The following is a 15267-nucleotide window of genomic DNA, read 5'->3' as shown; positions in this document are numbered from 1 at the left end:
GTTATTCAACAATAGTTATAGAGCCTCTCTTTGTAATCTCATTATCTTCCATAATGGTGTAATAGTACACCAGACTTTTTGTGGAATATGTAAAATCACTCTCCGGCCAGTTATTCATATAATTTGAAGCCCTGAATACAATTGTACCACTTGGGGCATATATCACAATTTCTACATTGTCCTTGTTTACATATTTTGCAGGCAATGCCCACTTATCGTTTTTACCGTCGTTGTTTGGTGTGATTGTATTAGGTATGGCTATAACATTGTTTTCTACTACGCTTACCATTACTTCTCTTGTTTCTTCACATTCTCCAACAGTTGCCACTACGGTATATAAACCACCTTGTGAAACCTCAACACTTGGAGAATTTGAAACAACCACCCCGTTTAAATACCATGCGTAGCTTTCGGCTCCACTTGCAGTAATTGTTGATGTTGTTCCTTCCGGAAGATCAAATGTAGGTCCGGTACTTATCGCTACCTGAGACATATCATATGGTATTACTTCCAGTACATTAGAAGAAATGGTACAGTTCTCATAGCTTACCTCCATAAAATAGCTTCCGCCTTCGGTAACCGTAATAGAGTTACTGTTACCTATCACTGTGCTGCTTCCCACTTTATACCATCTGTAGGTATAAGCACTATCATTAACATTAGAAGTTATATTTATCGTGGTACCATCTGCACAAAATACATCGTTTGTAGCTATGGTAACATTATCAATAAATCCAAGATTTACAGTTATTGTATTTGAAGGAATAGGACCAAAATCAGGTATTGTAACCTCAAGGTAATATTCGCCGCTTTCGTTTACGGCAATACTTGTTCCTGTTGCTCCCGGTATAGGAGTACCATTGTTATACCACTGGTATCCGTAACCGTAGTTATTATCCAGTATATCTATGGTGCCACCCATAGGGCTCAAGGCATCAAATACAACTATATTTAGTGATGTGGCTGTATCGGCACATTCCACAAAATCCCCATCGGGAGCAATTTGTATATCAAATCCTAACGGATAAGTAAGTATAAAGGTAAGTTCCTTTACAATACTACAATCCTGTGTTTGCTTAACTTCTACTTTATATTCACCCTCTGTACTTACATAAATTGAAGATGTAGTCTCGGCTGGTATAAGAACACCATCTTTATACCATGTGAATATTGGTGATAAAGCATCTGTAGTAACAGACAGTAACTTATTCTCTCCCGGTATAATAACATCTTCCAGAGGAGTGTCCGGAGTTAAACTGAAATCACTCAATACCAAGTCAAGGATATTAGAAACAAATGAGCAGCTAGGAGTTGTTATTACCACATAATACTCACCTTCTGCTGTAGCTGTATATACAGGGTTATTACCTGTAGCAACAGAAACACCGTCTTTAAACCACTCATAACCATAAGAAGGAATAGTTACACTTGAAGTAAGATCTACCTGCGGATCATCCGGACAAAGCAAGCCACTTTGCGATATATCTACAGTACCTATACTCAATGTTATTGATACTGTGTTAGACAGTAAGGCAGAGAAACCAGGCATAATAACCTGTAGCCTGTAATTACCATTTTGACTGGCATCGTTTACAGTATAAGACGGTGATGTAGCTCCCGGTATGGCAACACCGTTAAGGAACCACTGGTATGCATATCCTAAATCAGTCATTGGGATATTACCTTCAGAAGTTATAGCAATAAAACTCGATATATCTAAATCTACCGATGTACTCGCACAAGGTGAATAAGATGTATCCGGAGCTATAGCTATTGTAAAGCCTGTAGGATAACCCAAAACAAATGTCATTTGCGTAGTTGTAGTACAACCCATAGTTTGGGTTATGGTCACAACATACTGTCCATCCTGAGTTGCGGTTAAGGTACCTGTTGTTTCAGGTAAAGCAACTCCGTTTCTTGTCCATGAGTACTGAGGTCCCATAGCATCGGTAGTAACAGTAATAAGTTTATTTTGTCCCGGCAGTATTATATCTACTACGGGGTTAGTACTGTTTACCGAAATAGTTTCTAAAGTAACTGTAATAGTATTAGACTGCATATTACAGGTACCGTTACCTACCGTAATATAGTAATCACCTACTGCATTTGCAGAGTATGTTGCTGAGTTGGCTCCCGGTATTGCAACACCATCCTTATACCACTGGAAGCTATAAGTTGGTGCTGTTAAACTTGATGAAAGTAAAGTTGTGCTTCCCGGACAAATTGTAGCTGTACCGCTTATGGTTACTGTTTGTACCGCAAGGTTTATGTTTACCGTATTTGACACAACCGGTGCAAAATCAGGAAGTGTTATCTGTAAATAATAGTTACCGTTTTGTGCAGCACTTGTTATGGTTAAACTTGGCGTAGTAGCACCTGCCACGGCAACACCATCCTTAAACCACTGATATGCATAACCTAAATCGGTCATTGGCACATTTCCGGATGGTGTAATAGCGATAAAGTTTGTTATATCCAGCGTAGCACTTGTACTGGTACAGGCAATGTAACCTGCCTGAGCAGCTATAGTAACATTAAAGCCTGTTGGGTATTCAAGCACAAAAGTGTACTGTGCTGTTGCAGCACAGCCTACTGTTTGTGTTACCGTTACAACATACTCACCATCCTGGGTAGCGTTGATTGTTGAAGTAGTGCCCGCAATAGCAACGCCATCCCTGGTCCATGAGTACTGAGGCCCATTGGCATCTGTAGTAACAGTTAATGTTTTTGTTTGTCCCGGTAGTATTAAATCCAGTGTTGGAGTACTACTGTTTATATTTACAACCGCAGTTGTTATAGTTAAAGTATTAGACTGCATGTTACAGGTACCGTTACCTACTGTTATGTAGTAATCACCTTCAGCATTTGCAGAATAAGTTGAAGAAGTAGCACCCGGTATCGCAACACCATCCTTATACCACTGGAAGCTATAAGTTGGTGCTGTTAAACTTGATGAAAGCACAGTAGAGCTTCCTGAACAAATTGTAGTAGTACCGCTTATAGTTACCGTTTGTACCGCAAGGTTTATATTAACCGTATTCGATACAACAGGTGCAAAGTCCGGAAGCGTAACCTGCAAATAGTAGTTGCCGTTTTGTGCAGCACTTGTTATGGTTAAACTTGGCGTAGTAGCACCTGCCACGGCAACGCCATCCTTAAACCACTGATATGCATAACCTAAATCGGTCATTGGCACATTTCCGGATGGTGTAATAGCAATAAAGTTTGTTATATCCAGCGTAGCACTTGTACTGGTACACGCTAAATAACCTGCCTGAGGAGCTATAGTAACATCAAAGCCTGTTGGGTATTCAAGTACAAAAGTATATTGTGCTGTTGCAGCACAGCCTACTGTTTGTGTTACCGTTACAACATACTCACCATCCTGGGTAGCGTTGATTGTTGAAGTAGTGCCTGCAATAGCAACGCCATCCCTGGTCCATGAATACTGAGGCCCGTTGGCATCTGTAGTAACAGTTAATGGTTTTGTTTCTCCCGGCAGTATTAAATCCAGTGTTGGAGTACTACTGTTTATTGTTACTGTTTCGGTGGTAACAACTAAGGTGTTCGACTGCATGTTACAGGTACCATTACCTACTGTTATGTAGTAGTTACCATTTGCATTTGCCGAATAAGTTGATGAAGTTGCCCCAAGTATAGAAACTCCGTCTTTATACCACTGGAAGCTATAAGTTGGTGCCGTTAAGCTGGATGATAGCAAAGTGTTTCCTCCCGAACAAATTGTAGTATTACCACTTATAGTTACTGATTGAACCGCAAGATTTATATTTACTGTATTAGATACAACAGGCGCAAAATCAGGCATTGTAATCTGTAAGTAGTAATTACCATTTTCAGCCGCACTGGTTATATTAAGTGTTGGTGTGGTAGCACCTGCTACTGCAACACCATTCTTAAACCATTGGTATGTATAACCCAAATCAGTCATAGGTACATTTCCTAATGATGTTGTGGCTATAAAACTTGTTATTTCAAGTGTTGCACTTGTGCTCGTACAGGCAAGGTAGCCTGCCTGAGGCGCTATAGTTACGTTAAATCCTGTCGGATATTCAAGCACAAAAGTATACTGTGCCGTTTCCGGACAACCTGCTGTTTGTGTTACCGTTACTACATACTCACCATCCTGTGTAGCATTAAGGGTTGCAGTAGTACCCGCAACAGGAACGCCATCTCTGGTCCATGAATATTGAGGCCCATTGGCATCAGTAGTAATAGTTAGTGGTTTTGTTTGTCCCGGTAGTATTAAATCCAATGCAGGAGTGCTACTGCTTATTGTTATTTCATCCTGAACTACACTAATTGTGTTTGACTGCTGTGTACAAGCACCTGCAGTTACAGCCATGTAATAATCACCTTCCGCATTTACAGTATAGCTATATGTAGTTGCTCCCGGAATAATAACAGCGTCTTTATACCATTGGTAAGTATAATTAGGAGAAGTTACATTAGAAGTTAGTGTTACCGTACCACTGTCACATAAAATTGAACTTCCTGAAATTACAGGCGTAGGCGCACTTAAATTAATAGTAATAGCATTAGATACAATAACACCGTAACCCGGCATTGTTATCCTTAATTCATAACTACCATTTAAAGCAGGATTATTTAGTGTTAAACCAGTTCCTGTACCTCCTGAGACAGCAACCCCATCTTTATACCACTGATAGGCATAACCATAGGAATTGCCTATAAGACTTGTTACGCCGCTTAAAAGTGTTGCATCAAACTGAGAAATCGAAAGATCTACAGTTGTACTGCTGCATGACACATACGCAGGAGATGTTTGTATCTGTAAATTAAAGTTAGAAGGATATTCAATACTTACTGTCGCCTCTTTAACAATATTACAAGGGGTAGGCTGTGTAACTACTACTTTATAATCACCAGACTGAGTAACATTTAAAGTAAGTCCGTTAGCTCCCGAAATCAATACGTTATCCTTATACCAAGCTATTGTTGGCGAAATCGCATCTGTTATAGCTGTCAAGGTCAGCGTTTCCCCTGGTATAATTGAAGTAGAAACGGCAGGATCTATATCTAAAGTAAAATCGGTAGTATTCAGTGTAATGGAATTAGAATCGAAGCTACATCCGTTACTTGTTAATACTAAATGATAAACACCGCCTTGTGTGGCAGCGTATGTAGCAGAGGTTGCTCCGGGTATTAAAACATTGTCTTTGTACCATTTATATGTATAGCCCGATTGCTGGAGGACACTGGTGAGCAAAATGTTACTGGCGGGACAAATTGTTGTTTGATTCCCGGCCGATTGTATTGTAGGGTTGAGTATTGATTGTGCGTTGACCTGAATTATATTAGAGTAGGAATTCATGACACAAGGCCCATAATCTACAATGGCATAATAAGAACCCGCCTGAGAAACTGTAATACTACTACCTGTCTCTCCCGGTATTTCAACATAATCTTTATACCAGATATAAGTTAATTGCGGATAATACAAGGGTGAAGCAGGAGTACCTGTATTATCTATCTGTAATACCTGACTACCTCCTCCGCATAAATTTACTGTACTTACGTTACCATTTACAGAAAATGGCTGGTTATGTACCGCATAGTAAGCCGAAAAGGCCACACTTGGCGCACTAATCTTAACCGGATCGGTACTTCTTACCCTTATCCTGTAACCATCTCCGTAGGTATTAGGAGGAAATACAAAATTGCTTGATACCGGTGATGTTGTATTTGTTAATGTTTTTACTATGGTAGGTGAAGAAAAATCTCCTGTTGGACTTGATAACTCCACTATAAACTGGTTAGTAGGCCCAAGGTTAGCCGGAGGGAAAAACGAAAATGAGAAATTAAATGCACCTGAACTGGCTGATGCACAGGCCTGAGTAAAGCCTACACCCGGTGTAGAGATTGTTATTTGCGAGTAACCGCAAGTAACAAACCCTACACAAACTACTAAATAGTAGAATAATAGATATTTTCTAACAAAAAGGTTGTGCATCCTATAGTTGATGTTTTGGCGAATTTCAACTTTCAAGAATAAACCTATGTAAACAAATTCTTATCAAAAAAACAAATCGACAAAACACTCATTAAATACGACAAAAAACACCTTTTGGTTTTATATGTGTTTTTTATCGATAAAAAATGCATCTTTTTTTTGACACTCAAAAGGCTAAAAAATAATTACAAAAAGAATATTTTCAATTTATTTTTTAACTGTTTTAACATTTTAGCGTTAACAATATTGTTAACAAATTTTTAACAGGATAAATTTTATACCCTCTTAATTTATTTAAAAAATAAATAAAAAAGCAGTGTTATTTAGGTAACAACACTGCTCTTTATCCCTATTTTTTTTTTGACATTATTCGTCTATAACTTCAGCATCAGGCGCGTTTTTCTTAACAGATTCAATACCATTATCTCTTCCCGATGTGCTTTCATACATCTGGCTACTACCTATCACTTGTCCGTTTCCGGCTTTAAGATTAAAGTAATGCTTACCATTAGCAGCTGTTTCCTTGACATATTTTTCATCTTTTGGGGCGTTTTCCTTTACAGAAGAAATTCCGTTATCACATGACGCTTTGCTTTTATACATTTCACTTGTTAAGATAATTTCACCGTTTCCTGCTTTCAGATTAAAATAAAAATCTCCGTTTTTGGCTTTCTTTCTTACAAATTTTCCCATAGTTAAATTGATTTTTAGATTATTCTCAAATTTAACAATACATTACAAAATAAAACTTAAATTATTGTTAACAGAATTTATATAAAAAACGACAAAACAGCTAATTAACAATAAAATTCTCAACATAGAACTAATAACACGCACCCCAATTAGTTAAAATTTTAATTTATTTATAAAAATATTAAATAAAAGACTTACTATTTATTTAAATATTAAATAAATAGTAACTTTGTAAAGTTAAAACCCCACACCCCATGAAAAATTTAACTTTATCTTTACTGATAGGGCTAGTAGCCTTATTTGTAAGCTCTTGCGAGACTGACGACATTAACCAATCTTCAAACGAAACCGAAGCTTCAGTAGTAAATCAGGCAGTCCCAATTCAGTTAAAAGGAGAATATACTCTCCATACTGGCGAACCAACAACAGGCAAAGAGCAGGTTGTTATTACCATATCAGACAATAAGGTATGGATAAAGGATATGTATAACCTTGATCTTATAGATTACAGGGTATTTGTAAACGGAGACTGTTGGATGATAATTTACCTTTCTGATACTACCGAACTAAGGTTTAGCGACTATATGAAGGAACAAAACTTTATACACCTTACACTTTGGGAAAATGGCATAATGACTCAGGAACTAGGAGTTTATGACAAAACATTACCTTTACAACAATAAAAAAAGGAAGCCACTCAAATGAGTGGCTTTCTTTTTTATCAATTATAAACAAGTATAAACAAAAAAGGCTTCACATATGTGAAGCCTTTTTACTTAGTAGACTACTCTAAGAGAATATCGAACCTAAACAAAGATTTAGAAGCTCTTTTAGAGTTTAGCTTATCATTATAACTCACCATCAACACAGCTTAAATACGACCTTATAACAGGCAAAATCCTCTCTGGTATAAAATCCCATCAAAACCGTAATACTCCCTCACCAGTTAGTGCTTTTGGTTTAATTGGTACTATACTACAAATAACCATTGCTTTGGTTGTAATGGTTTTGGCTGGGGTTATATGGGTTTTGAAAATGGTCTTAAAATAATAAAGCAACCCGCAGGTTGCCTTACTTTTTATTAATCATGTAGATTTTATTAATTTTTATGTCTTAACACAAAATGTAGTCAACGCATCTAAAAGTACTTATTTCAACACTAGCTATCTTTTACTTATTTTTGACTCCAAGCAATATCTAGCAAAAAGTAAAAAATATACATATCAGTATCACTGAAACACTACTGGACTAAACTATCAATAATATTATCTCCTGTTCTATAAGTAATATTATCTATTTTTATAGCCTTTTCATTAATAAAAACTATTTTATGCTGATTATTTTTATAAATAACTTTCATTAAAAATTTTGGACGAAATTTTATTATTTCTCTCCTATTATTATTTATTTTCTTCAAAATTTCTTGAATACTATCCGAATCTCGTATAATCAAAGGATTATTATTTTCTTCCTTTTCATATATTTTTATACACTTTATTTCTTTATTAGTGATTATGTCTTGTTTTTTTTCACAGCTTGTAAAGAATAAGAATAGTGCTATTAATATGTATCTCATCGTTAATTAACTTTTTTTTCACCTGTTTTTTGTTTCGCACCGCCACCGCTTACACCTTCAATAAATTTTTTCTCAACTTTTGTACCAGGATCTTTGATTATAGTTGCATTTGGTAATGAAGCCGTTGCTTTATACAATTGATTAGGTGTGACTACATTAGAATATTTTCCAATATTTTCTCTATAATTTGTTAGTGGGCTACCTGCTGCTGCTGCCATTCCTATACCGTCAGCTGCATAGGTAGAGCAATTACAATTTATACCGTTATAAGAATTATTGTTGTTACGGAATGCTTGTAATGTTTGAGTAACTAAATCGTCTCCTGAAGGAGTATTTTCAAGTTGTATTATACCATCAGCTGGTCTACCTTCACTTCCAGTGACATCACTGTTTTTCAGTTCATCTAATGTAGTAACAGCCTCTCCATAGCTTGATTCAACATCTTTGTCAAAATTACTTTTATCTGCTCCACTTCCTCCTGGCCATAAATCATAATAAGTTACAGTGCCATCTTTTACTCGCTCAGTAACGGGCTTTCCATTTTTATCCAAAATATCATTTCCTTTTTTATCTTTTTTATTAACCGTTTTATAGTTATCAACAGCAATTCCAGCATGACCTATTTCTCCATCGCTAGTTCCCCATATAATTAAATAAACATCCGCGCCATTCGGATCAACATATCTTACAGGATTATTTAAGACATAGTTGTAAGGACTCCAACCCGTGTAAGCCTCTGCTTTAGGATCCACATTAAACCATCTACCCAGCGCAGGGTCATAATTCCTAGCTCCATAGTCGTACATGTTAAGCCCCAACTCGTCTTGCAGTTCCTTGCCGTTATACTTACACTTATAGGGTTCTGTAAAATATTCTATAAGGGACAACCCCGAGCAAAAAATCCCTTATATAAGAACGTCCGGCAACATTATTCATAATTACGAATGTAGGATTAGTTGGGCTATTTTCCTAATAATTATTAATGAATATCGACAAAAAAAGCTCCCATAAATGGGAGCTAATTTGTATTGGTACTTTTAAATATTAAAGATCAATTTGGATTTTTACTTTCCCCCCTAGTCCCTTTTCTACAATATCATACAGGGTTTTAAGGGTAAGGTTGTTCCCGTTGTTTTCAATCCTTGAGATATACTCACGCTTCTTGTCAACCATTTCGGCAAGTTGCTCTTGGGTAAGGTGTTTATCTTCCCTTGCTTTTTTAAGCATCAGGCCAATTTTGAAACTTTCAAAATCCCTTTCAAGTTCATCACGTCTTTCAGTACCTTCTGCACCGTAAACGTTATTTTTTATTTCTTTCCAGCTTTTAGTTTCCATTTTCATCTTCTTTAGTTTGATAATATTCAGCCATTAATCTCTTAGCTTTGTCAATTTCATTTTTTGGTGTTTTCTGAGTTTTCTTCTGAAAACCATTAAGCAGTATGACCAGCTTATCATTATCGAAAAAACAAAATACCCTCCAAATATCTGAACCCAATTTTATCCTTGCTTCATAGAGCCCAGCCACACCGACAATAGATTTGAGGTAATTCGATGGAACTCTTTCAAGGGTTTCTATTGCCTCGATGATTTTGAATATCTTATCCTGAACCTTACGGGGCTGGCCTTGTAAAAAGCTTTCAAAATAGTTTTTAAATGCTATAACTTCCCTGACCTTCATAATGCAAATGTAATATAAAAGTTACTATTATTTGTCATTCTCCCTGATTAAATTTAAATGCTCGGGAAATACCGGTTAATCATTTCCCTTTGTTGCAGGCTGTTCATTTTAAAATACTTCTCTGTAGTCCCCGGCCATTTATGCCCGGCAAGTTCCTGTACTTTCTCCAAAGGCAGTTTCTTTTCATTAAGCCAGTTACATATTACGCTCATGCGGATGGTCTGCGGGTTCAGCTTACGGTCTGTAAACAGGCTTTTCAGCGGCTCAATCATGGCATGTACACTGTCCACCGATATGGGCTTGCCCAGCTTGGTAATAATCAGTTTATCACTTTGGCAGCGCAATAGCTTTTCCCTTGTTTCATTGATGTACTTAAAGAACAATATCATCTGCCTTGGCACTAAATCCATTGTGCGCTTGTTCAGGTTGGTAGAGCCTTTAATATAAATTGTCCCGTGCTCCAAATCCACATCCCGCACGTTAAGCCGGATAATTTCATCACTGGTAAGCCCTTGAAAAATAAGCAAGGATAACAACACGTTGTTCCTGACATCCAAATACTGGTAACGGTTCTCCCGTTGCAAAAGCAGTTGCAGTTCTGCGCTGCTGAACAAATCCTGTACCTGTATGGTCTGGTTGCCCTTTATTTTTACGTTCAGCCGCTTGCAGGGATGGTCGGAGCGGTAACCGCTCATGACCAGGTAATCGTAATACTTTTTGATGGCCGATAAAATCCTGACACGGTATTGCACATTAGAATGCTTATTGCTGACCTGCTCCATATAGGCAATGATATTTTTATACTGGTAGCGTTTTGCCTTGGGATTGGTCGCCAGAAAATGGTTGATGGTATACAGGTAGCTTTGTGCTGTGCTTGCCGATACCACCTGCTTTAAATACTGTTCTAAGGTTAATTTTGCCATGGTTTAAAATGTTACTGTTGGTTTACGGCTCTTGTTCTTAATCGCATAGATGTAGGTGGTATTGATTTCCGAATGACCAAGGAAGCCCCTAATGAAGTCAATGCCTGCATTGTTCTCTGCCAAGTGGTGGGCGATACTGTGCCGCAGGCAGTGCAATGAAATCTCCTTCAGTATGAGTTCCTGCTTCTGTGTCTGTGCTATCATCCGTTTTAAGGTATCGTTCAGGTATTCACCTGAGCAGCGCAGGCCTTTGCTGTTGAGAAAAAAAGCATCCTCCAAAGCACTCCTGCCAACAAGCCTTTGGCTGCGCCCCTCCTGAATATACTTTCTGAGGTAACCGATAACTGTATCACTTAAGGGCACTTCACGCCTTTTGCTGTTCTTGCCGCTCCTGACCACCAGCATACCCCGGGCTAACTGTACATCCCGCACATCAAGGGCGGTAATCTCCGACCTGCGCAACCCGCAGCCGTAAGCGATGGACAACAAAGCCTGTTCAAATTCATTCCCGCAATGCTGGTAAATGGTTTTGATTTCGTCAACGCTTAAAATATTCCGTGGCTTGCCAATGCCGCCATCATAGTACGGTATATAGTAGGCGTTCTGTATTTCCTTATTCTCCATCAGGTTTAAAAGGAACAAGCCCTGTACCCAAAGGTGGAAGCGTATGGTTTTACCGGATAGTGTACCCTCGCCACGCTGCTTAGGCCGGGCAATGAGGTATTCAAAATACTGTACCGATTCTTTGGTGGTTACATCGGTAATCCTGTTGATGCCTGCCTGTTCCAGCCATACCAAAAATTCTGCGAGTGCATTTTGGTACATCCTGCTGTTACCTGTCTTATAGTTCCTGACTTTTATAAAGCTTTCAAAGCTGTAAAGCAGCCGTAAAAACTCCGGTGTCTGTATCTTATTTGCCATCGTTATATATGTTTTTCTGTGTTATTTTTTATTGATTTAAAACCCCTTGCTTGCGCACCTTGCGGAATGTGGAACGCCAGCGGCACTTTGCCAGTGTTTACTGGAACTTCCAAGCATTCTGGCGTTCCACTGGTGTTCCAAAATTGTTTTTTGCTTTAGTTGAAAGCCCTGTTATAAGGCTTCCAGTTGCCTGTGCAGTTCCTGCCGTATCTTCTTTTTTATTTTGTCCATATCATCCCAGTAGGCAATAATGTATTTAAAGCCCCTGTTTACCGAACCCTCCACCACCTGTATGTATTCCAGTTCCTGTAGGGACAGCATGTAGCGGAATGCCGATGTCTTGCTGATATTGAGCCTTTGGCGTATCTCCCTGCTGGTAAAGCGGTGGGTCGTGCCGTTCTTCTGAGTTTTGATGTAGGCTTTAAGCTTCTCAAAGAACTGCCGTGTGCTTTTATCCAGTTCATCTACCTTGATGATGATGGAACTAAAGAATATCTCCACCGCTGCCTTTATATCGTCCTTTGTAGCAATGAGCCTGTCTTTGCTGTCGGTTTTCCTTTGGTACTGGTGCAATATGGTAACCTGTGAAACAAAATTTTGAAACTGGCTGTTAAGCCTGCGCAGCATCTTAGCCTCCAAGGGCAACAGTATCTTATCGGCAAAGGGGTTCACTACTTCATGGCTTTTCAATACACGCACGGCATTGCGCAGCAACTGCCTTGCCTGTTCCTGCGCCTCATGGTTGGTCTTGCCTGCAATATGGCTGTTCTGTACCTGTATGATACGCAGGGTCTGCTCCGGGCTTTCATCCACGCCAAGGATTACCGAACGGCTCATGTTATCAAAATACACTTCTGTTTTTGTGGTGGTAGTAAGGCTTGAAAAATGCGCCTGTACCTGCTTCATCCGGCCACGGTTGTTGCCAAAGATGTCTTTCACTACGGTGGAGCTGGTCAGGAACTTGGCCGACTGCATTTCACGGAACGCATATTGCGCCCCTTCGTCCAAGCCGTCAAAGTCCTGTATTACGATAAGCTTATTGGTAAGTTCTTTGTCCCTGTAGTGGTACAGGGATTTACTGGTAATACGGGTCATATTCATTACATCCTCCTGCGGCATGCACTGGGCAATGCCGTTGATAAGGTGGCTCTTTCCCTCGCCACTGGCACCCTGTACCAATCCATGCATCAGGTAGGGCATCTTGTAGCTGGAGGCCAGTACAAAAAGCAGCAGCCTGTTTTCTTCCTCGCCAACAATGCCGTTTTGTGAAAGCAGTTTATTGATGTTTTCCAGAAGGCCGGGCTTTGAGAGAAAAGCGATGGCTTTCTCGTGCGCCTGCGGGGTAAGTTCCTTTTCGGAATAATGGTCGGTTACCGGGTTTATCTCGGCCTCGAAAAGGGCTTCACGGTGCTGTTCCAGCAGATCCGTTAAGTCTGAAAAATCGGTTTCCAGTTGTTCGTAATCAAACCCCTGTTTTTCGGAGAGTTCCGTGCATTGGTGCTGTACGCTCCCAAAATCAAAAAGGTCAACTTTAAGGCGGTGCTTCTTTTGGGTACTGTTCGCCACGATTTGCAGCGATACCCGCAGGTTACCCAAATCCATTGGCAGGTTGCCCACTATAAAGAATGTCCCTGTAGCTCCCTCATAGCTTATTTTATAGCCGTTGTGGATTTTTAGAGCCTTGCCTGTGCTTTGTGTTTTGCCTTCCTTAAAAAGCTTTAAAATCCCGTCCGTCCCGTAGTTGACCCAAACATCATTAAGGCTGTGGCCTTTTGGGAGTTCCACTTCCGAAATGGGTACTTCAGGGCGGAGCTGCTGCATTTGTAACCGTATCTTTTCCATATCCTACCGCTTTATGATTAATATTGCTTCAAGCCCGTGCAGTGCCTTTATGGCCTCAATATGCTGCGGCAGCAGTTCCCTGTTATGCAGGGCGATTACCGCCTCCCGCTGGTCAAGTGCCCTGCTTTGCAGCAGGGTGGCACAGTCAATTACCGATGGCACGATGTACAGGCGTTTGGTCAGCGGGTGCGGCCAGCCGGGGTAAATGCCCTGGCTGTTGAGGTAGTCCTCCCGTGGGGTGTCAAGGTCAAAGCGCAGGGCAAAGAAGTTCACTATGGAATTGTCCCTGCCCAGTAACGGGAATATCAGCCCGTAACGCCCGAACACCGTGTAGGCGGTCATACTTTCATCCCGCACAGCCGCTTCGCTTTTAGTAAGCAATCCCAAACGCTCATAGGCATCTTTCATCTGCTGCGGCTTGCGGTGGTGGAACTGCCCGGAGTTAAAGCCAATCCTAAGCTCACTGTAATCCAGCCCAAGGCTTTTCAGGTAAGCTGTCGGCTTCAGGGCTTTGGCACTGCGGATCCCGGTCTCAAAAGAGCGGAACAGGCTTTCTAAGCTTTCCATAATTCATTAGGGATTGTAGCCACCCCGCAGCAATGCCGCAGGGCAAAATAAAACGCTGTAAAACAGCGTTCCCCGTTAGTGGTACGGGCGGGGATTACTTGTCTTAGGGTGGCTTGGTTTTCAATACAATATTTAAAGTCAGGGTTAAAAAATCCAGAGCCTAATTTTCATTAATTGCTAAACGCATATAACCTCTTTTGCATTTTGCCCTTACAGCAGGGCATGGTTTTTAATTTCGATATTTTTTATCTTCAATTTACATTCTGCTACGCAGGCCTCAAATATCTCATATACCCTTACTGCGATCTGTCCGGCTTTAGCGGTAGCGAAAGCTATCATTTCTTCTTTGAAATTTTCTTTGTACTTTTTTTTGTAGCGTACTACCCGAAATGAAGCATCAAGTTGTTTAATAGCATTTGATTCTTCTTCATTCTCGCCATCGAAGAAACATCCAAAATCAGGATAGAATTCAGACAGGTATGTTTGGTGCTCCTGTAAACTCTGGGAGGCATAATACTCTCCCATGAGTACCAACTCCACTTTCTGGAAAGTATATTTCAGGGCTTGGTGAAGGTGTAATGTTGCCTGTAGGTAATTCCCTGAATCCAGATACCATTTTGAATAAGTAAAGCAGCACTCCGCATAGTTGGCAAGTAGCTGATATTCTTTTTCGGTGCGCCTGAGGCGTCTTTTTGCCGTCTTAGTTTTATTCAGCCTGAATGTTTTATTAGCTTCCTTTGATGTATAAGCCAGTGTGTTCCCGTTAGCATGGTTCATTAGGAAAAGGCTTCCTTCATCCCATAGGTCTGTTGCCCACCAATGCTCGAAAAGTGTGTAACTGAATTGCGGGTAATTTTTGAACAGCCTGCTTACTAAAGGTTTAAGTTCCATAGCATCAATCTCACATTTCTTAGATAGGATAAGGGTTATTATTGTTTTAGGGCTTACGCTGTTATTATTAAAAGAAAGGTATATTGAATGAAGCGGCAGGAAGTCCAGTAACGCTTTGGTAACTTTTTTTAATTCCTTGCGTTCCGGTTGGTTTTCAGGGATCATTATATTGTATTCCATTATT

At 39.8% G+C, this 15267-nt stretch carries 12 protein-coding genes; 1 reads left to right on the top strand and 11 read right to left on the bottom strand.

Annotated features, from left to right (window positions below; all coding sequences use genetic code 11):
- Window position 1: 1 nt before the first annotated feature.
- Both NU09_RS12190 and NU09_RS12185 read right to left on the bottom strand, forming a co-directional pair.
- A complete protein-coding gene (locus NU09_RS12190) occupies window positions 2-6028 on the bottom strand; it encodes a gliding motility-associated C-terminal domain-containing protein (protein WP_129751573.1) in 6027 nt (2008 codons plus the stop codon).
- Between the two features lie 330 nt (window positions 6029-6358).
- Complete coding sequence (locus NU09_RS12185; RefSeq protein WP_129751572.1) at window positions 6359-6685, bottom strand: YegP family protein; 327 nt, start codon at window positions 6683-6685, stop codon at window positions 6359-6361.
- 254 nt (window positions 6686-6939) lie between these two features.
- Between NU09_RS12185 and NU09_RS12180 the strand changes: the two genes are divergently transcribed.
- Window positions 6940-7368 carry a hypothetical protein gene (locus NU09_RS12180; RefSeq protein ID WP_129751571.1) on the top strand — a complete coding sequence of 143 codons (429 nt, stop codon included), beginning with the start codon at window positions 6940-6942 and terminating at the stop codon, window positions 7366-7368.
- A gap of 557 nt (window positions 7369-7925) precedes the next feature.
- Here the strand turns inward: NU09_RS12180 and NU09_RS12175 are convergent.
- The 9 genes from NU09_RS12175 to NU09_RS12135 form a co-directional block, all read right to left on the bottom strand.
- Window positions 7926-8261, bottom strand: coding sequence for a hypothetical protein (locus NU09_RS12175; RefSeq protein ID WP_129751570.1), 336 nt, complete (start codon window positions 8259-8261; stop codon window positions 7926-7928).
- A gap of 2 nt (window positions 8262-8263) precedes the next feature.
- Window positions 8264-9148 (bottom strand): RHS repeat-associated core domain-containing protein, encoded by an 885-nt coding sequence (locus NU09_RS12170; RefSeq protein WP_262708028.1) that lies wholly within the window; start codon window positions 9146-9148, stop codon window positions 8264-8266.
- A 157-nt stretch (window positions 9149-9305) separates the two neighbouring features.
- Window positions 9306-9596 (bottom strand): helix-turn-helix domain-containing protein, encoded by a 291-nt coding sequence (locus NU09_RS12165; protein WP_129751568.1) that lies wholly within the window; start codon window positions 9594-9596, stop codon window positions 9306-9308.
- Window positions 9586-9939: a type II toxin-antitoxin system RelE/ParE family toxin gene (locus NU09_RS12160; RefSeq protein WP_129751567.1), complete on the bottom strand. Its 354-nt coding sequence runs from the start codon at window positions 9937-9939 to the stop codon at window positions 9586-9588. Before NU09_RS12160 ends, NU09_RS12165 begins: the two co-directional genes overlap by 11 nt.
- Before the next feature lie 53 nt (window positions 9940-9992).
- Complete coding sequence (locus NU09_RS12155) at window positions 9993-10862, bottom strand: tyrosine-type recombinase/integrase (RefSeq protein ID WP_129751566.1); 870 nt, start codon at window positions 10860-10862, stop codon at window positions 9993-9995.
- A 3-nt stretch (window positions 10863-10865) separates the two neighbouring features.
- A complete protein-coding gene (locus NU09_RS12150; RefSeq protein ID WP_129751565.1) occupies window positions 10866-11783 on the bottom strand; it encodes a tyrosine-type recombinase/integrase in 918 nt (305 codons plus the stop codon).
- Window positions 11784-11954: 171 nt separating this feature from the next.
- Entirely contained in the window at window positions 11955-13625 is a 1671-nt protein-coding gene (locus NU09_RS12145; protein WP_129751564.1) for a hypothetical protein, read from the bottom strand.
- Between the two features lie 3 nt (window positions 13626-13628).
- Window positions 13629-14192 carry a hypothetical protein gene (locus NU09_RS12140; RefSeq protein ID WP_129751563.1) on the bottom strand — a complete coding sequence of 188 codons (564 nt, stop codon included), beginning with the start codon at window positions 14190-14192 and terminating at the stop codon, window positions 13629-13631.
- Between the two features lie 210 nt (window positions 14193-14402).
- Window positions 14403-15263: a hypothetical protein gene (locus tag NU09_RS12135; RefSeq protein WP_129751562.1), complete on the bottom strand. Its 861-nt coding sequence runs from the start codon at window positions 15261-15263 to the stop codon at window positions 14403-14405.
- Window positions 15264-15267 lie beyond the last annotated feature (4 nt).

This window comes from Flavobacterium beibuense (genome assembly GCF_004151245.1).
Classification (GTDB): Bacteria; Bacteroidota; Bacteroidia; order Flavobacteriales; family Flavobacteriaceae; genus Flavobacterium; species Flavobacterium beibuense_A.
Note: the sequence above shows the minus strand (reverse complement) of the source record. Positions and strands in the feature narration are given on the sequence as shown.